General features: G+C 63.8%; 24 protein-coding genes and 1 tRNA gene. 13 read left to right on the forward strand and 12 right to left on the reverse strand.

Going from position 1 to position 22221, the window contains the following annotated elements; all coding sequences use genetic code 11:
* Window positions 1–301 precede the first annotated feature (301 nt).
* Both NTA49_RS03095 and NTA49_RS17170 read left to right on the forward strand, forming a co-directional pair.
* A complete protein-coding gene (locus tag NTA49_RS03095; protein WP_258293197.1) occupies window positions 302–1183 on the forward strand; it encodes a GNAT family N-acetyltransferase in 882 nt (293 codons plus the stop codon).
* Window positions 1184–1234: 51 nt separating this feature from the next.
* On the forward strand, window positions 1235–1780 hold the full coding sequence (locus tag NTA49_RS17170) for a sugar O-acetyltransferase (RefSeq protein ID WP_261368117.1): 546 nt from the start codon (window positions 1235–1237) through the stop codon (window positions 1778–1780).
* On the opposite strand, the gene NTA49_RS03110 is transcribed toward NTA49_RS17170, so the two are convergent.
* The 3 genes from NTA49_RS03110 to NTA49_RS03120 form a co-directional block, all read right to left on the reverse strand.
* On the reverse strand, window positions 1777–3588 hold the full coding sequence (locus NTA49_RS03110; protein ID WP_258293198.1) for an ABC-F family ATP-binding cassette domain-containing protein: 1812 nt from the start codon (window positions 3586–3588) through the stop codon (window positions 1777–1779). The two genes, NTA49_RS17170 and NTA49_RS03110, sit on opposite strands and share 4 nt — an antisense overlap.
* Before the next feature lie 89 nt (window positions 3589–3677).
* On the reverse strand, window positions 3678–4400 hold the full coding sequence (locus NTA49_RS03115; protein WP_258293199.1) for a GNAT family N-acetyltransferase: 723 nt from the start codon (window positions 4398–4400) through the stop codon (window positions 3678–3680).
* A 35-nt stretch (window positions 4401–4435) separates the two neighbouring features.
* Complete coding sequence (locus tag NTA49_RS03120) at window positions 4436–4888, reverse strand: outer membrane protein assembly factor BamE (protein WP_258293200.1); 453 nt, start codon at window positions 4886–4888, stop codon at window positions 4436–4438.
* Window positions 4889–4990: 102 nt separating this feature from the next.
* On the opposite strand from NTA49_RS03120, the gene NTA49_RS03125 reads away from it, so the two are divergent.
* The 8 genes from NTA49_RS03125 (at window position 4991) to NTA49_RS03160 (ending at window position 11181) form a co-directional block, all read left to right on the forward strand.
* Window positions 4991–5557: a YceD family protein gene (locus NTA49_RS03125; protein WP_261368118.1), complete on the forward strand. Its 567-nt coding sequence runs from the start codon at window positions 4991–4993 to the stop codon at window positions 5555–5557.
* Window positions 5558–5756: 199 nt separating this feature from the next.
* Entirely contained in the window at window positions 5757–5963 is a 207-nt protein-coding gene (rpmF, locus tag NTA49_RS03130; RefSeq protein ID WP_258293202.1) for a 50S ribosomal protein L32, read from the forward strand.
* 29 nt (window positions 5964–5992) lie between these two features.
* Window positions 5993–7084: a phosphate acyltransferase PlsX gene (gene plsX / locus NTA49_RS03135; RefSeq protein ID WP_258293203.1), complete on the forward strand. Its 1092-nt coding sequence runs from the start codon at window positions 5993–5995 to the stop codon at window positions 7082–7084.
* Window positions 7081–8052 (forward strand): beta-ketoacyl-ACP synthase III, encoded by a 972-nt coding sequence (locus NTA49_RS03140; protein WP_258293204.1) that lies wholly within the window; start codon window positions 7081–7083, stop codon window positions 8050–8052. The genes plsX and NTA49_RS03140 overlap by 4 nt, the downstream gene beginning before the upstream one ends.
* Window positions 8053–8161: 109 nt before the next feature.
* Complete coding sequence (gene ihfA / locus NTA49_RS03145) at window positions 8162–8464, forward strand: integration host factor subunit alpha (RefSeq protein WP_089422185.1); 303 nt, start codon at window positions 8162–8164, stop codon at window positions 8462–8464.
* 4 nt (window positions 8465–8468) lie between these two features.
* Entirely contained in the window at window positions 8469–9908 is a 1440-nt protein-coding gene (locus tag NTA49_RS03150) for a MerR family transcriptional regulator (RefSeq protein WP_258293205.1), read from the forward strand.
* A gap of 58 nt (window positions 9909–9966) precedes the next feature.
* Window positions 9967–10043 (forward strand) — tRNA-Pro (locus NTA49_RS03155).
* A gap of 61 nt (window positions 10044–10104) precedes the next feature.
* Complete coding sequence (locus NTA49_RS03160) at window positions 10105–11181, forward strand: 2'-deoxycytidine 5'-triphosphate deaminase (protein WP_258293206.1); 1077 nt, start codon at window positions 10105–10107, stop codon at window positions 11179–11181.
* Between the two features lie 4 nt (window positions 11182–11185).
* On the opposite strand, the gene NTA49_RS03165 is transcribed toward NTA49_RS03160, so the two are convergent.
* From NTA49_RS03165 to NTA49_RS03195, 7 genes are all read right to left on the reverse strand, one after another.
* The gene (locus NTA49_RS03165) at window positions 11186–11440 is read right to left on the reverse strand and encodes a hypothetical protein (RefSeq protein WP_258293207.1); all 255 of its coding nucleotides are present in this window, start codon (window positions 11438–11440) and stop codon (window positions 11186–11188) included.
* Between the two features lie 68 nt (window positions 11441–11508).
* Entirely contained in the window at window positions 11509–12108 is a 600-nt protein-coding gene (gene scpB / locus NTA49_RS03170; protein ID WP_408637131.1) for an SMC-Scp complex subunit ScpB, read from the reverse strand.
* Window positions 12109–12163: 55 nt separating this feature from the next.
* Window positions 12164–12946 (reverse strand): segregation and condensation protein A, encoded by a 783-nt coding sequence (locus tag NTA49_RS03175; protein WP_258293209.1) that lies wholly within the window; start codon window positions 12944–12946, stop codon window positions 12164–12166.
* A 23-nt stretch (window positions 12947–12969) separates the two neighbouring features.
* Window positions 12970–13959, reverse strand: coding sequence for a beta-N-acetylhexosaminidase (gene nagZ / locus NTA49_RS03180; protein ID WP_258293210.1), 990 nt, complete (start codon window positions 13957–13959; stop codon window positions 12970–12972).
* Complete coding sequence (locus NTA49_RS03185; protein WP_258293211.1) at window positions 13956–14972, reverse strand: SPOR domain-containing protein; 1017 nt, start codon at window positions 14970–14972, stop codon at window positions 13956–13958. The genes nagZ and NTA49_RS03185 overlap by 4 nt, the downstream gene beginning before the upstream one ends.
* A gap of 81 nt (window positions 14973–15053) precedes the next feature.
* Window positions 15054–16787: an arginine--tRNA ligase gene (gene argS, locus NTA49_RS03190; protein ID WP_258293212.1), complete on the reverse strand. Its 1734-nt coding sequence runs from the start codon at window positions 16785–16787 to the stop codon at window positions 15054–15056.
* A 147-nt stretch (window positions 16788–16934) separates the two neighbouring features.
* The gene (locus NTA49_RS03195; protein ID WP_258293213.1) at window positions 16935–18074 is read right to left on the reverse strand and encodes a deoxyguanosinetriphosphate triphosphohydrolase; all 1140 of its coding nucleotides are present in this window, start codon (window positions 18072–18074) and stop codon (window positions 16935–16937) included.
* 104 nt (window positions 18075–18178) lie between these two features.
* Here NTA49_RS03195 and NTA49_RS03200 point away from each other — a divergent pair, with 104 nt between their 5' ends.
* Complete coding sequence (locus NTA49_RS03200) at window positions 18179–18502, forward strand: HesB/IscA family protein (RefSeq protein WP_258293214.1); 324 nt, start codon at window positions 18179–18181, stop codon at window positions 18500–18502.
* 82 nt (window positions 18503–18584) lie between these two features.
* Window positions 18585–19367, forward strand: a complete 783-nt coding sequence (gene xth, locus NTA49_RS03205) for an exodeoxyribonuclease III (protein WP_258293215.1) — start codon at window positions 18585–18587, stop codon at window positions 19365–19367.
* A 42-nt stretch (window positions 19368–19409) separates the two neighbouring features.
* Here xth and NTA49_RS03210 read toward each other — a convergent pair whose 3' ends face one another.
* Both NTA49_RS03210 and dksA read right to left on the reverse strand, forming a co-directional pair.
* Complete coding sequence (locus tag NTA49_RS03210; protein ID WP_258293216.1) at window positions 19410–20564, reverse strand: FAD-dependent monooxygenase; 1155 nt, start codon at window positions 20562–20564, stop codon at window positions 19410–19412.
* Window positions 20564–20986: an RNA polymerase-binding protein DksA gene (dksA, locus tag NTA49_RS03215; RefSeq protein ID WP_258293217.1), complete on the reverse strand. Its 423-nt coding sequence runs from the start codon at window positions 20984–20986 to the stop codon at window positions 20564–20566. The genes NTA49_RS03210 and dksA overlap by 1 nt, the downstream gene beginning before the upstream one ends.
* Window positions 20987–21157: 171 nt before the next feature.
* Between dksA and NTA49_RS03220 the strand changes: the two genes are divergently transcribed.
* Window positions 21158–22000 (forward strand): AAA family ATPase, encoded by an 843-nt coding sequence (locus tag NTA49_RS03220; RefSeq protein ID WP_258293218.1) that lies wholly within the window; start codon window positions 21158–21160, stop codon window positions 21998–22000.
* The last annotated feature ends 221 nt before the right edge of the window (window positions 22001–22221 follow it).

Raw genomic sequence — 22221 nt, forward strand, 5'->3', positions numbered from 1 at the left:
TGCGGTTCAAGCCGCTGCCACAAGATGTCCGACACCACAAACCGCTCCTCGTTCATTCAAACCTCCATTTTGGAAGTTTGAATCAGAAATCAGGCAAAATGGGAATCCTGAATGTCCACAGACCTTAGAACACAAGCACCTCCGCCACGGTCAGGACGATATACGTCGGAATTGAAAGACCCGCGGCCAGAACGATGGCCGCGGTGCGTGTCATGCGCGGTGCCGGGATGGTGATTCCGTAAATTGCATTTTTCATGGGGCCATTCATCACACCTTAGCTTTCGGTGTGGTTAATGGCTGCATGTTCGATTTCAGCCCTGAATTTGCGCCGACCCCGCTGATGCAAAGCGCGGGATTCGAGGCGGCATTGCGCACCTGCGGGCAGGCCCCCCTGCGGCTGGACTGCGGCACGCTGATGTTGCGTCGGCGCGTGTGCGGCGTGCCCATCGCGATGCTGCCGCGCGCGCGGATTGACGATGCGGCGGCCACGCTGGCGCTGGCGCGCGAGGTGACCTGCGGGCCGCTGATCCTGTCGCCGGACGCCCCGATGGACCTGTCTGTGCATGGCGCGCTGCCCCTGATCAGCCCGGCACATCAGGCGGTTGTCCGGCTGCATCACGACAGGGACGCGCTACGCAAGGCCTTGCATGGCAAATGGCGCAACCGTCTGAAACATGGCGAGAAATCAGGCCTGCGCGTGGTGTACAGGGCCCTGCCGGCGAGCGCCGATCACTGGCTGCTGCGCGCGGATGCAAGACAGCAGCGCACGCGCGGCTATCGCACCTGGCCCGTGCCGCTGACGCGCGCCTTTGCCGCAACCGCCCCTTGCGCGGCAATGCTGTTCGAGGCGTTTCTGGGCAAAGCCCCCGTCGCCGCGATCCTGATCCTGCGCCACGGCGACACCGCCACCTATCACGTTGGCCATACGACCGACACAGGGCGCGCAGCGTCGGCGCACACGCTGCTGATGTGGACGGCGATGCGCTGGTGCGCGGAACAGGGCCACCGCTGGCTTGATCTGGGGCTGCTGGACACCGTATCCAATCCCGGTCTGGCCCGCTTCAAACTGGGCACGGGGGCCGATGTCATGCCGCTGGGCGGCACCTGGCTGCACTGGGAGCCGCTCGCTCCGTTGCGCGGGTTGGCACGATTGGATCGCACCGCCATGGCGCTTGGCCCTTGATCGCCCTTGACAGCTCTTGACGGGCACCGGCCATGCCCGCCAGATGAGCCCATGCAAACTGAATATGAAAAGATGATGGCGGGCGCGTGGTACACCTGTCTTGACGACACGCTAGAGGCCCTTCGCATCGCGGCCCTCGATGCCTGCCACGCCCACAACCACCTGCCGCCCGCGCAACGCCGCCCCTTGAGCGCGCCGCTCAGGGCGCTGTTCGCGGCCCATGGCGCAGACTGCCTGATCGAAGGACAATTCCACTGCTCCTACGGCTGCAACATCACGCTTGGGTCATACGTCTATATTAACGCGGGCTGCGTCATCCTGGACAGCGCTCCCGTGCACATCGGCGACAACACCATGATCGGACCGCACAGCCAGATCCTGTGCGCCGACCACCACCGCGACGCCATGAAACGCCGCTCGGGAATCGAGCGTGCCCTGCCCGTCACCATTGGCGCGGATGTCTGGATCGGTGCAGGCGCGCTGATCCTGCCCGGTGTCACCATCGGAAATGCAGCAATCATCGGCGCAGGCAGCGTGGTCACCCGCGACGTGGCGGCGGGTGCGACGGTCACCGGAAACCCGGCAAGATCGCGCTAAGCCCCGGCTTTTTCTTCCAGCACCAGCCACTCTTCTTCGGCTTCCTGCAGCTTTTCATGCCGTGCGACCAGCGCATCGGTGGCTTTCTGAAACTTCACCGGTTCGCGGGTGAACAGCTCGGGGTCGCTCATCAGCTCTTCGAGCTTGGCAATCTCGGCCTCGATCCGCGCGATTTCCTGCGGCAGAACCTCAAGACGGTGCTTTTCGGTAAAGCTGAGACCGGATTTCGCCGACGCCTGCGGAGACCCATCCCGCGCCGCAGACTGCTTTGATTTCACGACACTTTCCGCGAAATCATCCTGATCGCGCTGTGCCATGTAATCGGACCAGCCGCCGGCATAGACAGTCGCCTTGCCCTTGCCCTCGAGCGCGATCGTGGTCACCGCCACACGGTCGAGGAAATCACGGTCGTGGCTGACCAGCAGGACGGTGCCGTCGTATTGGCCCAAGAGGTCCTGCAAAAGATCCAGCGTTTCGACGTCCAGATCGTTGGTCGGTTCGTCGAGCACCAGCATGTTGCTGGGCTTGGCCATGATCTTGGCCAAGAGCAGCCGCGCCCGCTCCCCGCCCGACAGCGACCGCACCGGCGCGCGCGCCTGTGCTTCGTCAAAGAGGAACTCCTTGAGATAGCCGATCACGTGTTTGGGCATGCCGCGCACCATGACCTGATCGGCCTTGCCGCTGACACGCATATCGGGATCGCCGGTCAGCGAATCCCACAGGCTCATGTCGGGGTCCAGCTGCGCGCGCGCCTGGTCGAACAGCGCGATCTCGAGGTTGGTGCCCAGCTTGATCGTGCCGCTGTCCGGCGTTTCCTTGCCGATCAGCATGTTCAGCAGCGTGGTCTTGCCCACGCCGTTCGGCCCAACCAGCGCGATCCGGTCGCCGCGCATCACGGTAATGTCGAAGGGATTAAGGATCACCTTCTCGCCGTAAACCTTTGTAATGCCTTCCGCTTCGATCACCTTGCGGCCGGATTTGGGGCCCGAGTCCAGTGCCATCGCGGCCGCACCCTGTCGCCCGATCTGGGCCGCACGTTCGGCGCGCAATTCGCCCAGTGCGCGCACGCGGCCCTGGTTGCGCTTGCGGCGCGCGCTGATGCCTTCGACGGCCCAGCGGGCTTCGGCCTTGATCTTGCGGTTCAGCTTGTGGCGCTGGCTGTCCTCGTCTTCCCAGACCTTGTCGCGCCATTCCTCGAAGTGGCCAAAGCCCTTTTCCTGACGGCGCACGACGCCGCGGTCGATCCACATGGTCGCCTTTGTCAGCGCGCGCAGGAATGCGCGGTCGTGGCTGATGATCATGAACCCGGCGCGGGTCTGTTTCAGCTCGTTTTCCAGCCAGCCGATCGCCTCGATGTCCAGATGGTTGGTCGGCTCGTCCAGCAGCATCAGTTCCGGCTCTTCGGCCATCAGCCGGGCCAGTGCCGCGCGGCGACGCTCTCCGCCCGATGCGGTCTCCACGGGACGTGCCGGGTCGAACTTCAGGCCTTCGCCCGCGCGCTCGACCTTGTAAAGCTCGCCCTCGTCCAAGTTGGCGGAGGCAAAATCGCCCAAGGTGGCATAGCCCGACAGATCCGGGTCCTGCTCCATGTAGCCCACGGTCACGCCGGGGCCTGCGGTGACTTCGCCCTTGTCAGGCTCGATCAGGCCGCCCGCGACCTTCATCAGCGTCGATTTGCCCGAGCCGTTGCGCCCGACCAAGGCGACGCGGTCGCCCGGCTGGACGATCATCGACAGGTTCTCGAACACCGGATCGCCTCCGAAGGTCAGAGAAATTTCATTCAGTTGCAAAAGGGGTATACGTGCCATGGCTGCCAGCTATATCCGCGCCGTGTCGCGGTCAACGGGCTGCGCGCGTGGCGCCGTAAAATATATGGCCTGCGGGCGTTACACCGGCCCTATCCCGCCACCGAGCGCAGCAATTTCTTGCGCGCGGGCGGGATCGCACCGATTTCGACGCCGGTAAATACATGCAGCGTGTTCATGTCGCGGTCGATCACGGCGTGGTCACTGACCCAGCCGCCCATCAGCAGATAGGTCTTCAAAAGCGGCGGCATGTGCTGCATTGCCCTTTTCGGATCGGGCTTGCGGGCGACCTCGTCGGCAAAGCGGAACACATCCGCGGCCTTCACCCCCGGACGCCAGCGCGGCGGTGCCAGGTGCCGATCCCTCAGCAGTGCAAAGGCATCGAGATAGGCACCTGCATCCGTGCCCGCAAAGGACGAGCAGCCGAACAGCAACTCAATCTCTTCGCGGTCCACATAGGCAGTCATTGCCCCCCATGCGACGCGCAGCACATCCGGGTCTGTCACCGCCGGGTCGACGCAGAACCGGCCCATCTCGACCATCTTGCCGGCAAACCGCGCGAGCGCATCCAGATTGTAGAACTGCGCCGAATAGCTCTGTGCAATCTCGGCGCCTGACAGCGGCAACATGCGAAAGCAGGCGACCAGCCTGCCTGACGCGGTTTCGTGGATCAGGATATGAGTGCAGGCTGCGTCGAAGTCGTCGACATCGCGTGCCCTGCCAAAGCAGACTGCGCGCAGCGCCTGCGCCTCGGCCACCGCTTCGGCGCCGGTTCCGGCACTGACCGAATAGCGTCCCCGCTCAAACGAGATCATCCAGGCCTCCACGCTCCGTGGCGGCGGGACATGCCTCAGCCGCCCAGCCCGGTCGGACCGATCCGGCCAATGTTGCCCAGCAATTGCCGCAGGAACGATTTGTTGGACACGGCGCTTTCCGTCACGCGGCGCGTCAACGGCACCACCTGCCCGTCTTGCAGACCGAAGCTTTCGATGTTGCTCACCACGCCCGCGTTGTCAAAGCTGATGGCCAGTACCTGACGTTCCACCTCGTCGGGGGCGCGGAACCCGAAGGACCGCACCCGGCTGCGCACATAGTAATAGCCGCCACCGTTCACGACGCCGGTGATGCCGGGGGGGCCCACGGTGTCTTCGACGCTGGCGCGGGTGTCGACGCCCACCACGATCTGATCCAGCTGGTCTTCAGGGGGGATGTATCCGTGATTGCGATAACTCGCAGCGCAAGCGCCCAAGGTCAGGCACAGCAGGCCGATCCCTGCGATCCGAAGTGTGGAACGTGTTCCCATTGTCTGCCCTTCTTTGACCATCTTTGGCCTTGCGGTTGCGGCTTTGGCTCTGGCTTACTAAATGAACGGCTCCGGTTCAAGAAACGAAAGCACCGCCCTTATATGTCCGCCACGCCACCATCCACCACCGCCTTGCGCGTGTCCAGCCTTCCGCAGAACGCGCCCAAGCCCTTTGCGCTGTTGCCCGACGCGCCGCAGATGCGGGACATCGCGGCAGAACTGGGGTTGCTCGGCCTGCGAAAACTGCGCTTCGAGGGGCAGATCGAGGCGTTGGGCCGCGCCGACTGGCGGCTTACGGCCAAGATCGGCGCGACCGTGGTGCAGCCCTGCGTCGTCAGCCTTGAGCCTGTGACCACGCGCATCGACGCGCCCGTCGAGCGGATTTTCCAGCATAATTTCGTGACACCCGAGGGTGAAGTCGAAGTCGAGATGGACGAGGACGAGCGCACGGAGCCGCTGGGCGCATGGATCGACCCCGGCGCGGTCATGGTCGAGGCGCTCAGCCTGAACCTGCCGCTGTATCCGCGCGCGCCCGACGCCGAACTGGACCAGACCAATTTCACGAAAGACGGCGTAAAACCGATGACCGACGAAGATGCGCGCCCCTTTGCGGGCCTTGCCGCCTTGCGCGATCAGCTGGATGGCGGTACGGACGACGCCGAAGAATGATGCGGTCTGAAAGGGCCGTGTGACCGCTTTGAAGAATCGGCTTGCGCGCACCTCAATTCGCAGTATTTTGCCGCCCTCTTGGAAATTAGGGTTGGACATGGGCTGCGCCGCATTCTAAACGCTGCCAAACGCTGCATGCACCAACGTAACCGACACCCCCTGCACTGCGCAGGGCCGCACAGACAAAAAGGCCGAGCACATGGCTGTTCAACAGAACAAAGTATCGAAATCGCGTCGCAACAACCGCCGCGCGCACGACTCGCTGACGGCAGCGAACCCCAACGAATGCCCCAACTGTGGCGAGCTGAAACGCCCGCACCACATTTGCGCGTCCTGCGGTCACTATGACGATAACGAGATTATTGCCCTGACCGACGACATCGACCTGGACGAAGACGCGGCCTGAATTCAGACATACGGGAACAGGCACGCATTATGACGGTCTCCAAAGACCAGAAGAGCTCAGCGGCCAAATCCACAATTCTGTCTGTTGATGCCATGGGTGGCGATCAGGGCCCGGCAGCCGTTGTTGCCGGGCTTGCCCTGTTCGCCAAGAAGGACCGCGACACGCGCTTCATCCTGCACGGCCCTGCCGAGACGCTGACCGAGCTGGTCGCCAAGCGTCGCAATCTGCAAGACCGCTGCACCATCATCGACGCCAAGGGCGTGGTGACGATGGATGACAAGCCCAGTCAGGTGGTCCGCCACGGCAAGGACACGTCGATGTGGTCGGCCATCGAATCGGTGCGCGACGGGCGTGCCGACGTGGCGGTAAGCTGTGGCAACACCGGCGCGCTGATGGCGCTGTCGATGATCCGGCTGCGCAAGCTGCCCGGCGTCAACCGGCCTGCGATTGCGGTGCTGTGGCCCTCGCGCAATCCGCAGGGGTTCAACGTGATGCTGGACGTGGGCGCGGACATTCGCGCCGACGCCGACGATCTGCTGCGCTATGCGCTGATGGGTGCATCCTATGCGCGCAACGGCATGAACCTCACCCGCCCCCGCGTCGGCCTGCTGAACGTCGGCACCGAAGATCACAAGGGTCGGCAAGAGCTGAAAGACGCGAACGAGCTGATCCGCGACTATCACGGCAATGCCGATTTCGATTACGTGGGCTTCGTGGAGGGTGGTGACATCCAGGGCGACATCGCCGATGTGATCGTGACCGACGGCTTTACCGGCAACGTCGCGATCAAGACCGGCGAAGGCACGGCCAAGCTGATCGGCGATCTGCTGAAAGAAGCGTTCAAATACACTATCCTGTCGCGTGTCGCCTCGCTGCTGGCGCTGACATCGTTGCGCCGTCTGCAAAAGCGGATCGACCCGCGCGGCAAGAACGGCGGCGTTTTTCTGGGTCTGAACGGCACGGTTGTAAAATCCCACGGGTCCGCCGATGCTTTGGGCGTTGCGGCTGCGATCACGCTGGCGGCGCAACTGTCGCAATCGCAGTTCAACACCAAGCTCGCCGCGCGCGTGGCCGCGGTGCTGCCGCAGGAAGACCAGAAAGACGAAGGAGACAGCGCATGACCCTCAGAGCCGTGGTCACAGGTGTCGGGCACTACCTGCCCGAACGGGTCGTGCCGAACGCCGAGTTCGAAAAGACGCTGGACACCTCTGACGAATGGATCAGGGCGCGCTCGGGCATCGAACGCCGCCATTTTGCGGGCCCCGACGACACCACGTCCTCGATGGCCGTGGCCGCAGCGCAGGCGGCGCTGGCCGATGCGGGCTGTGCTGCGGAAGACGTCGATGCGATCATCGTGGCCACCTCCACCGCCGATCTGACCTTTCCCTCCTCTGCCACCATGGTGCAGGCGGGCTTGGGCATGACGCGCGGCTTTGCCTTCGACGTGCAGGCGGTTTGCGCCGGTTTCGTCTATGCGCTGGCCAACGCCAATGCACTCATCGCCTCGGGCCAGGCCAAACGCGTGCTGGTCATCGGTGCGGAAACCTTCAGCCGCATCATGGACTGGACCGATAGGGGCACCTGCGTGCTCTTCGGGGACGGTGCAGGCGCGCTGCTGCTCGAGGGTCAGGAAGGTCAGGGCACCCCCGCCGACCGTGGTATCCTCGCGACCGACCTGAACTCGGACGGACGCCACAAGGATCTGCTCTATGTCGATGGCGGGTCAAGCACCGGAACCACCGGCTATCTGCGGATGCAGGGCAATCAGGTTTTCCGCCACGCCGTCGAAAAGCTGGCCGCGACCGCGCAAACCGCGATGGACCGCGCCGGAGTGACGGCCGAAGATGTCGACTGGATCGTGCCGCATCAGGCCAACATCCGCATCATCCAGGGCACCGCGAAAAAGATGAACATCTCGATGGACCGCGTCGTCGTGACCGTTCAGGACCACGGCAACACCTCGGCGGCGTCGATCCCGCTGGCGCTGTCGGTGGGCAAGGCGCGTGGCCAGATCAGGCAGGGTGACCTTCTGGTGACCGAAGCAATTGGCGGCGGCCTGGCATGGGGTGCCGTGGTTCTGCGCTGGTAAACGCCGCAAAACCTTGCAAATTTTCGCCGTCGGCCCACGCGTGGCAAGCCATTGATATTGACTCGGAAATTCCAAGACCCCTATGGTTGGTCAAAACGAGGGGGACGACATGGCTGACAAGACATTGACGCGGATGGACCTGAGCGAGGCCGTTTTCCGCGAGGTGGGCCTTTCGCGCAACGAAAGCGCCCAACTGGTCGAAAGCGTTCTGGAACATATGTCCGACGCGCTGGTCGACGGCGAACAGGTCAAGATTTCGTCCTTCGGCACCTTCTCGGTGCGCAGCAAATCGGCCCGCGTGGGCCGCAACCCCAAGACCGGCGAAGAGGTTCCGATCAACCCGCGCCGCGTGCTGACGTTTCGTCCATCGCATCTGATGAAAGACCGCGTCGCCTCCGGCAACAAGTCGTAAACCCATGCCAAAGTCTCCTGACGCGTTCCGCACCATTTCGGAAGTGGCCGATTGGCTGGGCGTTCAGGCGCATGTGCTGCGGTTCTGGGAAAGCAAGTTCTCGCAGGTCAAACCGGTCAAACGGGCGGGCGGCAGACGCTACTACCGCCCCGCCGACATGCTGTTGCTGGGCGGCATCCGCAAGCTGTTGCATGACGATGGGCTGACGATCAAGGGCGTGCAGAAGATCCTGCGCGAACAGGGCATGGCCTATGTCTCGGACCTGTCGATGCCGCTGGACGATGAGACGCTGGATGCTATCGACGCAGTCGCGGCCACGTTGCCCGACGCACAGTTCGCCGACCCGCCGCCACCCCTGCCAGAACCCATTGCGGGCGAAGTGGTCGAGTTCCCGCCCGTCACACCGCCTGCCCCGCCCAAGCCGCCTGTGGAGGCCGAGCCTCCGGTTGCGGACGGGCCAAATACCACGCCGGAGCCGGAAGAACTGGACCACGAGCCTGCGGACCTCGGGCCGACGCCCATGCCCGTGGCACCGCCCGAAGTGTCGCCCGTAGCGCCTACCACCGAGATGCCGACCGAGCCTGCCGCCGAGATGGAGGAAGCCCCCGACCAAGAGGTCGAGGTGCCTGCCGCCACACCGCCGCCGGTCACACCGGACGAGGCCGCGGACCTGCAGGCCTCTGACCCGCAGAGCGAGGCCGAGGCTGTGTCAGAGGCTGAACCTGAGCCAGAACCCGCACCCTCCGGGCAAGAGACCCAAGCACCCCAGAGCGAGCCCCCCGCCGCGGCCCCTCCGCCCGTTGCACCGGACGAGATTGCCGAGCGGGAAGACACTGCGCAGACGGATGCCCAAGCCGATGCGGTCGCAGAGGCTGTCGAGAAACAGACTGATGTAGAACAGGCAGACGAGGCGCAAGCTGACGTGATGCCAGCTGACCTGATGCCAACTGACGCAGCGCAGGATGACACGCCGGAAGCCCCCGCCGATCCAGCGGAACCGATGGACTCATCAGCCGAGGCCATCATCGAAGCGACCCCGGAAGACACAATCGAAGACATCACCGAAGAAACCGCAGAAGCCGCTCCCACAGATCAGTCCTCAGACACCGCGAACGACACGGCACCCGACCTGGACCCCGCGTCAGCCCCCCAAGACGCGGACCCAAACGCCGTGCCCACATTCCTCAGCACGTCCCGCATGGCGACCGAAACGCCAGCCGACACCCCCACCGAAAGCGCGCCCCCGCCAAAGCCGCGCGTGATCGACGCGCCCGATCCGCTGCCCGAGGACCAGATCGAAGTTGTGCCGGGCACCCTCGCCGCCCTCGCCCGCGTCAGGCGGATCGCGCCAGACCAGCAAAATGCGCTGCGCCCGTTGCTCGCGCAACTGACCGCTTTGCGCGATCAGATGGTCTCCGGGCACGGGTCGCGCAGCAAAGAATAACAGACTTGCCAATTTACCCTTGCAGCACCCGTCAAATCGGGTATGAACCCCGTCAAGTCGGGCTATGGCGCAGCCTGGTAGCGCGTCCGTCTGGGGGACGGAAGGTCGCAGGTTCGAGTCCTGCTAGCCCGACCAACAACACACCGCCCGGCCCCGCATGGGGTTCGGGCGGTTTGTGCATCTAAGGGGCGAATATATGACCGGCGTGATTCCCAACCAACTGATCGAGGCGATGATCGAAAGCGGAGCCCTGTCCGGCGATCCCGCGATCATCCCCGCCCAGATCCAGCCCGCCAGCCTCGATCTGCGTCTCGGCACCGTCGCCTACCGCGTGCGCGCCTCGTTCCTCGCGGGACACGGCGCACGGGTCGAGGACCGGCTGAGCGAATTCGAGATGCACCGCGTCGATCTGTCGAACGGCGCTGTTCTGGAAAAGGGCGCGGTCTATGTCGTCCCGCTGATGGAATCACTGGCCCTGCCCGACGGCATTCAGGCCGTGGCCAACGCCAAATCCTCTACGGGGCGTCTCGACCTGCTGACGCGGCTGATCACCGATGGCGGCACCGAATTCGACCGCATCGCCCCCGGCTACACCGGCCCACTTTATGCCGAAATCTGCCCACGTTCGTTTTCCGTGCTGGTGCGTCCGGGCATGCGCCTGAACCAGATCCGGTTCCGCGACGGCCAGGCTGTGCTCGACGATGCCGCCCTGCGCGCCCTGCACGCCGATCAGGTGCTGGTCGACGGCGATGCGGTCATCGACGACGGCTTGGGCTTTTCCGTCGATCTAAGGCCTGCCACAGGCACCCTGGTCGGCTACCGCGCCAAGCCGCACACCGGCGTGATTGATCTGGACAAGCTCGACCACTACGACCCTGCAGAATACTGGGAAGAGGTACACAGCGCCAATAGCCAGATCATCCTGGACCCCGGCGCGTTCTATATTCTGGTCAGCCGCGAAGCCGTGCACATTCCGCCCGATTGCGCCGCCGAAATGGCCCCCTATCTGGCGATGGTGGGCGAATTTCGCGTGCATTACGCGGGCTTCTTCGACCCCGGCTTTGGCCACGACGCGGCAGGCGGTGCCGGATCGCGCGGCGTGCTCGAGGTCCGCTGCCACGAGGCCCCCTTCGTGCTGGAACACGCGCAGATCGTGGGCCGTCTGGTCTATGAGAAAATGGCCGAAGTGCCCACGCAGCTTTACGGCGCGGGCATCGCGTCAAACTATCAGGGTCAGGGCCTCAAATTGTCGAAACACTTCAGGGCGCCCTGAGAAATCACATCTTGCCGATGCGATTGGCCACACGCGCCGCCTTGCGCGTCTGACGCACCTGCTCCTGCGACATCTTGTTGCCCGGCTGCGGGCGGCCCTCATGGCCGATGGGCTGGCCGTAATCGTCAACCTCGCCCTTCGATTGCTTGCGCCGGTTGCCCATCTTGCTGGCACCCTTGATGCCTGCATTGATGCCCGAGTTGATCGCTTTGCGCATGACCAGTTTGATGACCATGTTGAGTATCTGGTTGACGTTCATCGCCGTCTCTCCTGCTGATTTCCCTCTTATATAGCAGTGAATGCGGCGGTTTTCAGGTCTGATTGGCCTCAGTCTTCAAAAAGTTCGCTCTGACCATCGGCACTTTCGTCCTCGTCCTCGTCGCGCGGCACGTCGCCCCCCGGCGGCGGGCGGTTTTCCAGCAGACCGGCGGCACGCAATTCTTTCAGCCCCGGCAGATCGCGCGCGCTTTCCAGACCGAAGTGATCGAGGAAATCCTGTGTCACCACAAAGGTCACAGGCCGCCCCGGCGTCATCTTGCGCCGGCCGAAACGGACCCATTCCAGTTCCAGCAGCTGATCCACCGTGCCCCGGCTGACGCTGACACCGCGAATTTCCTCGATCTCGGCGCGGGTGACGGGCTGGTGATAGGCGATGATTGCCAGCGTCTCGATCGCCGCACGGCTCAGCTTGCGGGTCTCGACGGTTTCCTTTTGCATCAGGAACCCAAGGTCAGAGGCAGTCCGGATCGCCCAGGCGTCGCCCACGCGCGTCACCGTCACGCCGCGCCCCTCGTAGCGTTTGCGCAGATGCACCAGTGCCTCGGCAGGATCGCAACCATGCGGCAGCCGCGCCTCAAGCTCGCGCACGGTGATGGGCTCGGTCGTGGCAAAGAGAATGGCCTCGACCATGCGCTCCTGTTCGCCCATCGGGGGTGCCTCGAACAGGCTTTCCTCTTTTTCTTCATAGAGTTCGGACAAATACTTAATCCCTTTTGCGCAACTGGATCGGCGCGAACATTTCCGACTGCCTCATCTCAAGATGTCCTTCCTTGACCAGCTCGAGCGAGGCCGCGAATGTCGCCGCCGTAGCAGAGCGTCGCCGCACCGGATCATTGTCCCACCCCTCGGGCAGATAGGTCGAGATTTCGGTCCAGTCGCCCGCATAGCCGATCAGCCCGCGCATCCGGTCCAGCGCCTGCTCCATCGTGAACACCGACTCGCGGTCCATCACGAAGGGCCGGAAATCGTCGCGGGTGCGGATGCGGGCATAGCCCTGCATCAAATCCAGCAGCGTCGCGGAATAGGTCACCTTGCGCACCCGCGTCACCATCTCGGATTGCCCGCGCGCAAAGAAATCACGCCCCAGCTGGTCGCGCGCCATCAACCGCGCCGCGGCATCGCGCATCGCCTGCAACCGCTCCAGCTGAAACGCCAGATGTGCTGCCAACTCTTCGCCCGATGGCCCCTCTTCGGTCGGGTCGGGCGGTAGCAGCAACCGTGATTTCAGAAAGGCGAGCCAGGCCGCCATCACCAGATAATCCGCCGCCAGCTCCAGCCGCAGCGCCTTGGCCTTTTCGACAAAGGCCAGATACTGCCGCGCCAATTGCAGCACGGAAACCCGGCGCAAATCGACCTTTTGGGTGCGGCTAAGCGTCAACAACAGATCGAGCGGCCCCTCGAAGCCGTCCACATCCACGATCAGCGCCTCGGCGGCCAGACGTTCGCTGACGCTGACCTTGTCTTCCTCGAAGAGATTTTCAGCCATGCGCATCCGCGCCCGTCAGCGCCCTAATTCAACAGGCTCTCAAGTTCGGCGTCGGCGGCGGAAATGTCAATGTCGTCGGGCGTGTGGCGCATGCTCAATGCGGCCTCGGCGCGGCGTTGCGCGTCCTTGCCCATCTCGCCTGCCGCTGCGGCGACCTCCATCCGCTCAGACAGCGTGCCGTTGCAATGCAGGATCACGTCACAGCCCGCGTCCAGCGCACCGCGTGATAGCTCGGTCAGCGACCCGCTCAGCGCCTTCATCGAGATGTCGTCGGTCATGATCAGCCCGTCAAATCCGATGTCGGTGCGGATCATCTCCATCACCTTGGACGAGAGCGTCGCGGGGGCTTCGTCAATGGCATCATAGACCAGATGCGCGGTCATCCCCATTGGCAGATCGTTCAGCGCCTTGAACGGCGCAAAATCCTGTGCGTCCAGATCGGCGCGGTCGGCCGAGACCTTCGGCAGATCGAAATGGCTGTCCTGCGTCGCACGGCCATGGCCGGGGATGTGCTTGACCACGGGCAATACGCCCCCGTCCAGCATGCCTTGGGCGTGGGCACGTCCCAGAGTCGCCACTGTCCCTGCATCCGCGCCATAGCAGCGGTTGCGCAGAAACGGATGGCTGTCGGCGCAGGCCACATCGACCATCGGCGCACAGTTGCTGTCGACACCGATGGCGCGAAGTTCATGGGCGATCACCCGGCCCCGCAGGTACATCGCCCGCTCGGCCCGGTCGCCCGCAGCGCTCACGAAATCCAGCGGAGGCAACCATTCACGCCACTGCGGCGCACGCAGACGCTGCACGCGCCCGCCCTCCTGATCTATGGTGATCGGACATTCATGGCCAACCGCGTTGCGCATATCGGCGCAGAGCGCGCGGACCTGATCGGGGTTGTCGATGTTGCGGGCGAACAGGATGAACCCGAACGGCAGCACATCGCGAAAGAAGGCCACCTCGTCCGATGACAGCCGCAGCCCGTCAGCATCCAGAATGGTCGCGCCGAAGGTCATCGCGTCACGACCGGAATGCAGTCTGCCCCTTCTGCCACCAGGGCCGAACAGAAGCGCCGCGCGTCCGACAGATCGTCAAAGCCATGGGCGCGCAGCCGGTAGAACGTGCGCCCACCGCTTTGCGCCATCTGCACGACACGCGATTTTCCGGTCATGTAGTCGCCAAAGCGGCCTTCGATCCGGGTCCATTGCTCGCGCGCGATCTCGGGGCTGTCGAAGGCCCCCAATTGCACAAGGCGGGTGCCGGTGGCCAGGGTGGCGGCGTCGATCTCGGTCAGCGGTGCCTGCTCGACCACCTCGGCGCGCGCGGGGATCACCATGGCGGGCGCACTTGCGGGCCGCACCTTGGGACGCAGCGAAAGCTGCACTCCGGGGCCAGCCAGCACGGCCTGAACCGGTTCTGGCTGGATGATTTCTGCGGCCACGGCGGTCTCAAGGAAATCCGCCTCGCCATCTTCAACCTCGATCGGTTCGACACCTGCGGTCAACGCGTCGATCAGCGCATTCAGGGCCTGCGGGTCCGTCTCTGCGCGCAAGGCGTCCTCGCTCAGGGACAAATCCTGCCCGATTTCGGGTGCAATGGCCACGGTGGCCGACTGTGGCGCAGATGCAACCATAGGCACCACCATCGACGCCAGAATGGGCGTATCATCCGGCGTCAAGGTCACGGGACGCGGCGCCAGCACAAAGCGGTCGGCGGGCGCCTCGGCCACGCCGTCTGCCGCGACGGCATTCACCGCAAGCCCCTGGTTCAGCGCCAGCTGCCCGCCCGGCTCTTCGGGGCGCACGCGCATGTCGCCCGCCACGGCCCGCACAACCGGAATGCCGCTGACATCGCGCATCATCAGCTTGTAACCCCAGACGCCAACGCCCGTGATCAACGCCAGCGACATCACCGCCCCTGCGATATTTGTCATATTGGTCAGAGACTTGGCGGTTGCATTGCCTGCTGCGCCAAACTGCGCGACATAGCTCTCTTCGCCCAAGCTCTGGGTGTCGTAAACGTCTGCCATTTTTGCCTCACTGCCCGCGCGATACATCGCCGCGCCGGTCTGCTGTCACATTGCCTGCTCGAAGGCTGCGGCGCCGTTTAATCAGCGCATCTCGTCAGCCGGTGTGACGCCGAGAATACCAAGACCAGCCGCAATTACAACGGCAACGGCACGCGCCAGCGCGATTTTTGCAACACTGGCGGCGTGGTCATCTTCCTGAATGAACCGCAGGCTGGTCTCGTCGTTGCCCTTGTTCCACAGCCCGTGGAAATCCCCCGCCAGTTCATAGAGGTAAAACGCCACCCGGTGCGGCTCATTGGTGCGCGCCGCCGTTTCGACCAGACGCGGCCATTCCGCCAGCTTTCCGGCCAGCGCCAGCTCCGCCGCATGGTCCAGCAGCGTCAGATCAGGCGCGGCATCGGTGTCGATCCCCGCCTCGGCGGCCTTGCGCAGCACCGAATTCACCCGCGCATGGGCGTATTGCACGTAGAACACCGGGTTCTCGCGGCTCTGCTCGACCGCCTTGTCGAAATCGAAATCCAGCGAGGCATCATTCTTGCGCGTCAACATCACAAAGCGGGTGACGTCGGGGCCCACCTGATCGACCACATCGCGCAGGGTCACGAACGTCCCTGCCCGCTTGGACATCTTGAACGGCTCGCCGTTTTTATAGAGCTTCACCAGCTGACACAGCTTGATGTCCAGCGGCACAGTGCCCCCCGACAGCGCCGATACCGCCGCCTTCATCCGTTTGACATAGCCGCCGTGATCCGCACCAAAGACGTCGATCAGCGCATCGAACCCGCGCTGCACCTTGTCGTAATGGTAGGCGATATCCGGCGCGAAATAGGTCCAGGCCCCGTCCGACTTCATCACCGGGCGGTCCACATCGTCGCCATGCTCGGTCGAGCGGAACAGCGTCTGCTCGCGCGGCTCCCAGTCCTCGGGCTTCTTGCCCTTTGGCGGCTCCAGCACGCCCTCGTAGATCAGGCCCTTGGCCTTCAGGTCTTCGATGGCGGCCTCGATCCGGCCCGTACCATAAAGCGACTTTTCGCTGTAGAACACGTCCATCTCGACGCCCAACGATTTCAGATCGGCGCGGATCAGGTCCATCATCGCGTCGGTCGAGAAATTGCGCACCTCTTCCAGCCAGACGCCCTCGTCGCGCTCCACATAGGCATCGCCGACCTTTTCCTTCAGTGCCTGCCCCACGTCGACCAAGTAATCGCCAGGGTATGTGCCATCGGGAAAGGCCACCTCCTGCCCGTGCGCCTCAAGATACCGCAGGTAGACAGAGCGGGCCAGAACATCGACCTGCGCACCGCCGTCGTTGATGTAGTATTCGCGCGTGACCTCATGGCCCGCAAAGTCCAGCAGCGACGCCAGCGCATCGCCAAAGACCGCACCCCGCGTGTGCCCCACATGCAGCGGCCCGGTGGGATTGGCGCTTACGTATTCCACGTTGACCTTGCGGCCCTGCCCCATGTCCGAGCGGCCAAAATCAGTCCCTGCCGCCAGCACAGCACCGACCACACCCTGCCAGACCACGGGGGCCAGCCGCAGGTTCAAAAAGCCCGGCCCCGCCACTTCGGCGCTGATCACACGGCCATCCGCCATCAGCCTGGTCGCCAGCGTGTCCGCAATGTCGCGCGGCTTCAGCCTCGCAGGCTTGGCCAGCACCATCGCGGCATTGGTCGCCATGTCCCCATGTGCGGCATCGCGCGGCGGCTCGACGGTCACATTCCCCAGATCCAGTCCGCCGGGCAACACGCCCTCGGACTGCATGGCTTCCAGGTTCTCGATCACAAGCACGCGGATTTCGGCAAAAAGGTTCATCACTCAGGTCCATATCTTGGGTTTGCGCGGGTTTAGCACCTTTGCGCATGTGGTCAATCTCTGTGCAGGGGGCCAAAGCCGCCCGCCCGTCTTCTTTTGGCCCTCAAGTATCCCGGGGGGACAGGGGGCAGAGCCCCCGAATGCCCGCTATCCGCCGATCAGCCGCGCGTGTTCCTGCAGCGCAAAGCGGTCCGTCATCCCCGCGATATAATCACTGACGATCCGGGCCAGGGCGGTTTCGCTCTCGACCTCGTCCACGTCCTTGCGCCACTGCTTGGGCAGGTAATCCGTATGCGCCATGAAGAACGGGAACAACTCCTCGACCACCTGCGTGACCTCGGCGCGCATCTTCACCACCGTGGGCGCGCGGTACATCCGGTCAAACAGAAAGGCGCGGATAACCTTCAGGTCCTGAAATACGGGGTCGGAAAACCGGATCACCGTCTGCCCCGCCATCCGCACGTCGGTCGGCGACTTCGGGTCGATCTCTGCCAGACGGGTGCGGGCAAAACCGATCACATCCTCGACCAGCACGCCAAAGAAACGGCGCAGCGCCTCGTGGCGGCGGCGGTAGTAATTCAGATCGGGATAGGCCGCATCGACGGCGGCGAAATTGTCGCGCAGGATCGGCAGTTCGGCCAGCTCGTCGGTCGAAAACAACTCGGCGCGCAGCCCGTCGTGCAGGTCGTGGTGGTTATAGGCCACATCGTCGGCGATTGCCGCCACCTGCGCCTCGGCGCTGGCATAGGTGTGCAGTTCCAGATCGTGATGCCGGTTATAGGCGGCAAGCGCCCAGGGGATTTCGCCGGTGACGGGGCCATTGTGCTTGGCGATGCCCTCCAGCGTTTCCCAGGTCAGGTTCAACCCGTCAAAATCGGCATAATGCCGCTCCAGATGGGTGACGATGCGGATCGCCTGCGCATTGTGGTCAAACCCGCCATAGGGCGCCATCAGCGCCCCCAGCGCATCCTCGCCGGTGTGCCCGAACGGCGTGTGCCCCAGGTCATGCGCCAGGGCGACGGCCTCGGTCAGCTCGGCATTCAGCCCCAGCGCGCCCGAGATCGTCCGCGCCACCTGCGCCACCTCGATCGAATGCGTCAGCCGGGTGCGGTAATAGTCGCCCTCGTGTTCGATGAACACTTGGGTCTTGTGCTTCAGCCGCCGAAAGGCGCTGGCGTGAATGATCCGGTCGCGGTCCCGCTGAAAGCAGGAGCGGAATGTGCTTTCCTCTTCCCGCACCAGCCGTCCCCGGGCCTCGGCGGGATCAGAGGCAAAGGGTGCGCGCATGTGGCTGGTCCTTGTGGCCTGTCCTTAGGGTATCTATATTGGTTTGAAGCGAACATGACACCCCCTGCAACAGCGGGAAACCTTGCGAAACACAGGATAATCCTATGAATTTGCCACCAAAAGTCACCCCACGCGCCTTTGAACGCCTCGCCGAGATCGGCGCCGCAGGCCAGGGTCAGGCGCTGCGCGTCGCGGTCGAGGGCGGCGGATGCTCGGGATTCCAGTACGAAATAGCGCTGGATGTCCCCAAGGACGACGATCTGGTACTCGAAGGCGAAGGCCAGAAAGTCGTGGTCGATTCCGTGTCGCTGCCGTTCCTGGCCAATGCGGTCATCGACTTTTCCGAAGAGCTGATCGGCGCACGTTTCGTCATCGACAACCCCAACGCCACCAGTGCGTGCGGCTGCGGCACCTCGTTCTCGATGTGACCCATCTGCTTGCCCCGACCCGAGGGATCGGCGATAGCTGAAGGCGCACCCTGAAAATGCCGACAGCGCAGAGGATCACCAGATGAAAATCGCCACGTTCAACATCAACGGGATCAAGGCACGCGCGCAGGCCCTGCCCGACTGGCTGGACGCGTTTCAGCCTGACGTGGTGCTGCTGCAAGAGATCAAATCCGTCGACGAGGGCTTCCCCCGCGAACTGTTCGAAGAGCGCGGCTATAACGTCGAGGTGCATGGCCAGAAGTCGTTCAACGGCGTCGGCATCCTGTCGAAACTACCGCTAGAGGACGTGACCCGCGGCCTGCCCGGCGACGACACCGACGAACAGGCCCGCTGGATCGAGGCGACGGTCGTGGGCGAGCGCGAGGCGCTGCGGATCTGCGGGCTCTATCTGCCCAACGGCAACCCGGTGCCGGGGCTGAAATACGATTACAAACTGGCGTGGATGGCCCGCATGCAGAAGCGCGCCGAGGCGCTGCTGGCTGAGGAAATGCCGTTCCTGATGGCGGGCGACTACAACATCATCCCCCAGTCCGAAGACGCCGCACGCCCCGATGCTTGGCGCGAGGATGCGCTGTTCCGGATGGAATCGCGCGAAGCCTACCGCCGTATCCTGAACCTGGGGCTCACCGAAGCCTTCCGCGCCCGCGACCCGCGCCCCGGCCAATATTCGTTCTGGGACTATCAGGCCGGTGCGTGGAACCGCAACGACGGCATCCGTATCGACCATTTCCTGATGTCGGCGGCGGTCGCGGACATGATGACCGACGCAGGCATCGACCGCGACGTGCGTGGGCTGGAAAAGCCCTCGGATCACGTGCCGGTCTGGGTGGAACTGGCGGCATAGTCTTGGGGCTCTGCCCCGCGCTGCGCGCTCCCCGGGATATTTTCAGCCAAAAGAAGCCGTTACGTCGTGATCGTAAAGCCAGCTTAGGCGGTTGAGGAAAGCGTTCGGCGCGATCGTCCCCAGCGTGCGCAGGCCTGCGTGGGCCACACGGGCGCGCAGACCGCCGAGGTGGTAGTTCCGCGCGTTGGCATTCGCAGCCGCGATGGCGCGGGTAACACGCGGGGCACGCGAGGCCTGGTAACGCGGCAGAGCCTCGTTCACGGGCAAGGCGGCGCAGGCGGCGGCAAGGGTCCACGCATCCTCCAGCGCCAGATTGGCCCCCTGCGCCAGGAACGGCAACGTCGGATGCGCCGCGTCGCCGAGGATCGCCAGCCGGTCGCGATACCAGTGCTGTGCGACCGGATGGCGGAACAGCCCCCAAAGCCGTGGAGCATCGACCCCGGCGATCAGGTTTCGAAGTTCTGCGCCTGTATCGGAGAAAGCCGCTTGCAGGTTTTCCGGCGCATCCTCGTGGTGCCAGCCCTCGGCGGCCCAATGGTCGCGTTCCTGCACCGCGACGACGTTCAAGAGGCCGTCTTTCAACGGATAGGTCACCACGTGCTTGCCCGGCGCCATCCAGATCTGCGCCACGGGGTCGGCTGTGATCCCCTCGACCAAGCCACGCCACGCGACCTGCCCGGTAAAGAACGGCGCGCGCTGATCGTTCAGCAGACCGCGCGCGACCGAATGCAGCCCATCAGCCCCCACCACCAGATCGAAACGCTGGGTCACACCCTGCGCAGTTACGGTGCCGTCGGTCGTGACCGCGCCCACACGCGCGCCGAGGTGGAAGGTGACGCCAGCGGCACGGCACGCCGACCCCAGCAGGCCGATCAGCGCCGCGCGGTGAAAGAAGCGGTAGGACGGCACCTGCCCCGTCAGGTCGAAGCGCGCGATCGCCCGCCCGCTCAGCCCATCGCGCGGCTGGACGGCCTGCGCGCGCAGGCTGTGGTCGTCCAGCCGGTCGGCCAGCCCCAGCGCCGCCAGAACTCGGCCCCCATTGGGCGTGATCTGGATGCCCGCCCCAACTTCGGTCAGCGCCTGCGCCTGCTCGAAGACGGTGACCTGTGCCCCGAAACGCGAAAAGGCCAGCGCAGCCGCCAGCCCTCCGATGCCGCCGCCAATCACGGCGACGGATGCATTTTCAAGATAGGACATCAGTCGTCGCGGTGCACTTTCTCGCGGCGCTCGTGGCGCTCCTGAGCTTCGAGACTCATCGTGGCGATGGGGCGTGCGTCGAGACGTTTGAGGGAAATCGGCTCGCCGGTGACCGAGCAATACCCGTATTCACCTTCGTCGATGCGTCGCAGGGCGGCGTCGATCTTGCTGACCAGTTTGCGCTGACGGTCACGGGTGCGCAGCTCAAGCGCGCGGTCGGTTTCCTCAGAGGCGCGATCTGCCACGTCGGGGATGTTGCGCGTGCCGTCCTGAAGCCCTTCGATGGTGTCGCGGCTGCCTGCCTGAAGCTCGACTTTCCAGTTCAGCAGCTTGCGCCGAAAGTACTCTACCTGCCGATCGTTCATGAACGGCTCGTCTTCTGCCGGTTGATAATCTTTTGGCAGAAACATTTCCTGTTTCATAGATTTCCCCTCAACTTGGCCGACACTGTTCATGTGATTTTCCAGCATAATACGATGTGCGTTGGCCCCCTGCCGCAGCGTCTATTACAGGCGCGGTTGAATGTCACTACACAATGCGGCATGGCTGGGGCAAATTCAGCGAAACCGCGTTTCGAAATGAGGGTATTCCAGATGAAATTCACCGGCACCGAAAGCTATGTGGCAACCGACGATCTGACGATAGCGGTCAACGCCGCCGTGACCTTGGAACGCCCCCTGCTGGTCAAGGGCGAACCGGGCACGGGCAAGACCGAACTGGCCAAGCAGGTCGCGAATTCGCTCGGCCTGCGGTTGATCGAATGGAACATCAAGTCAACCACCCGCGCGCAACAGGGCCTGTACGAATACGACGCGGTCAGCCGTCTGCGCGACAGCCAGCTGGGCGAGGAAAAAGTCCACGACGTGTCCAACTACATCCGCAAGGGCAAGCTGTGGGAGGCCTTCGAGGCCGACGAGAAGGTCGTGCTGCTGATCGACGAGATCGACAAGGCGGATATCGAGTTCCCCAACGACCTGCTGCAAGAAATTGATAAGATGGAGTTTTTCGTATACGAGACCGGCGAGACCATCCGCGCCGTGAACCGCCCCATCGTCATCATCACCTCGAACAACGAAAAGGAATTGCCCGACGCATTCCTGCGCCGCTGCTTCTTTCACTACATCCAGTTTCCCGACATGGACACGCTGCGCACCATCGTCGAAGTGCACCACCCCGGCATCAAGGACCAGTTGCTGACCACCGCGCTGACCCAGTTCTTCGAGATCCGCGAACAGACCGGCCTGAAGAAAAAGCCATCGACCTCCGAGGTGCTGGACTGGCTCAAGCTGTTGCTGGCCGAGGACATGAGCGCGGAGGACCTGAAATCCGACGGCAAATCCGCCCTGCCCAAACTGCACGGTGCGCTGCTGAAGAACGAACAGGACGTGCACCTGTTCGAACGCCTGGCCTTCATGGCGCGCGGGCAGCAACGCTGATCACACCCCAGCCACCTTGCCGACACTCAGTCAAACCGCGCCACAGTCCGGCGCGGTTTTTTCATGTCCGGCGCTCGGTTTGTTGCGTGATTGCCGCGGCTTGTCCCGCCCGCACGCCATAAAACCATGCAATCCTTGAACGCTGTCACAAATTGGCCCTTAATGTTCCCTAACGATGTCGGCAACCGGAGCGAAAAGACTCCCAATACCGATAAAGAGAG

This window comes from Pseudosulfitobacter koreensis, from assembly GCF_024733015.1.
Taxonomy (GTDB): domain Bacteria; phylum Pseudomonadota; class Alphaproteobacteria; order Rhodobacterales; family Rhodobacteraceae; genus Pseudosulfitobacter; species Pseudosulfitobacter koreensis.

Bases quoted from the DNA above. Each gene is read 5' to 3' on its own strand.
- NTA49_RS03150 (WP_258293205.1), top strand. From the start codon at position 8,469: ATGCCAAAGTCTCCTGACGCGTTCCGCACCATTTCGGAAGTGGCCGAT.
- NTA49_RS03200 (WP_258293214.1), top strand. From the start codon at position 18,179: ATGAATTTGCCACCAAAAGTCACCCCACGCGCCTTTGAACGCCTCGCC.
- plsX (WP_258293203.1), top strand. From the start codon at position 5,993: ATGACGGTCTCCAAAGACCAGAAGAGCTCAGCGGCCAAATCCACAATT.
- NTA49_RS03195 (WP_258293213.1), bottom strand. From the start codon at position 18,074: ATGCGCGCACCCTTTGCCTCTGATCCCGCCGAGGCCCGGGGACGGCTG.
- argS (WP_258293212.1), bottom strand. From the start codon at position 16,787: ATGAACCTTTTTGCCGAAATCCGCGTGCTTGTGATCGAGAACCTGGAA.
- NTA49_RS03210 (WP_258293216.1), bottom strand. From the start codon at position 20,564: ATGTCCTATCTTGAAAATGCATCCGTCGCCGTGATTGGCGGCGGCATC.
- NTA49_RS03160 (WP_258293206.1), top strand. From the start codon at position 10,105: ATGACCGGCGTGATTCCCAACCAACTGATCGAGGCGATGATCGAAAGC.
- NTA49_RS03165 (WP_258293207.1), bottom strand. From the start codon at position 11,440: ATGAACGTCAACCAGATACTCAACATGGTCATCAAACTGGTCATGCGC.
- NTA49_RS03220 (WP_258293218.1), top strand. From the start codon at position 21,158: ATGAAATTCACCGGCACCGAAAGCTATGTGGCAACCGACGATCTGACG.
- nagZ (WP_258293210.1), bottom strand. From the start codon at position 13,959: ATGACCTTCGGCGCGACCATTCTGGATGCTGACGGGCTGCGGCTGTCA.
- NTA49_RS03120 (WP_258293200.1), bottom strand. From the start codon at position 4,888: ATGGGAACACGTTCCACACTTCGGATCGCAGGGATCGGCCTGCTGTGC.
- NTA49_RS03110 (WP_258293198.1), bottom strand. From the start codon at position 3,588: ATGGCACGTATACCCCTTTTGCAACTGAATGAAATTTCTCTGACCTTC.
- NTA49_RS03140 (WP_258293204.1), top strand. From the start codon at position 7,081: ATGACCCTCAGAGCCGTGGTCACAGGTGTCGGGCACTACCTGCCCGAA.
- NTA49_RS03125 (WP_261368118.1), top strand. From the start codon at position 4,991: ATGTCCGCCACGCCACCATCCACCACCGCCTTGCGCGTGTCCAGCCTT.
- xth (WP_258293215.1), top strand. From the start codon at position 18,585: ATGAAAATCGCCACGTTCAACATCAACGGGATCAAGGCACGCGCGCAG.
- NTA49_RS17170 (WP_261368117.1), top strand. From the start codon at position 1,235: ATGCAAACTGAATATGAAAAGATGATGGCGGGCGCGTGGTACACCTGT.
- rpmF (WP_258293202.1), top strand. From the start codon at position 5,757: ATGGCTGTTCAACAGAACAAAGTATCGAAATCGCGTCGCAACAACCGC.
- dksA (WP_258293217.1), bottom strand. From the start codon at position 20,986: ATGAAACAGGAAATGTTTCTGCCAAAAGATTATCAACCGGCAGAAGAC.
- NTA49_RS03175 (WP_258293209.1), bottom strand. From the start codon at position 12,946: ATGGCTGAAAATCTCTTCGAGGAAGACAAGGTCAGCGTCAGCGAACGT.
- NTA49_RS03185 (WP_258293211.1), bottom strand. From the start codon at position 14,972: ATGGCAGACGTTTACGACACCCAGAGCTTGGGCGAAGAGAGCTATGTC.
- scpB (WP_408637131.1), bottom strand. From the start codon at position 12,108: ATGGGCGAACAGGAGCGCATGGTCGAGGCCATTCTCTTTGCCACGACC.
- ihfA (WP_089422185.1), top strand. From the start codon at position 8,162: ATGGCTGACAAGACATTGACGCGGATGGACCTGAGCGAGGCCGTTTTC.
- NTA49_RS03095 (WP_258293197.1), top strand. From the start codon at position 302: ATGTTCGATTTCAGCCCTGAATTTGCGCCGACCCCGCTGATGCAAAGC.
- NTA49_RS03115 (WP_258293199.1), bottom strand. From the start codon at position 4,400: ATGATCTCGTTTGAGCGGGGACGCTATTCGGTCAGTGCCGGAACCGGC.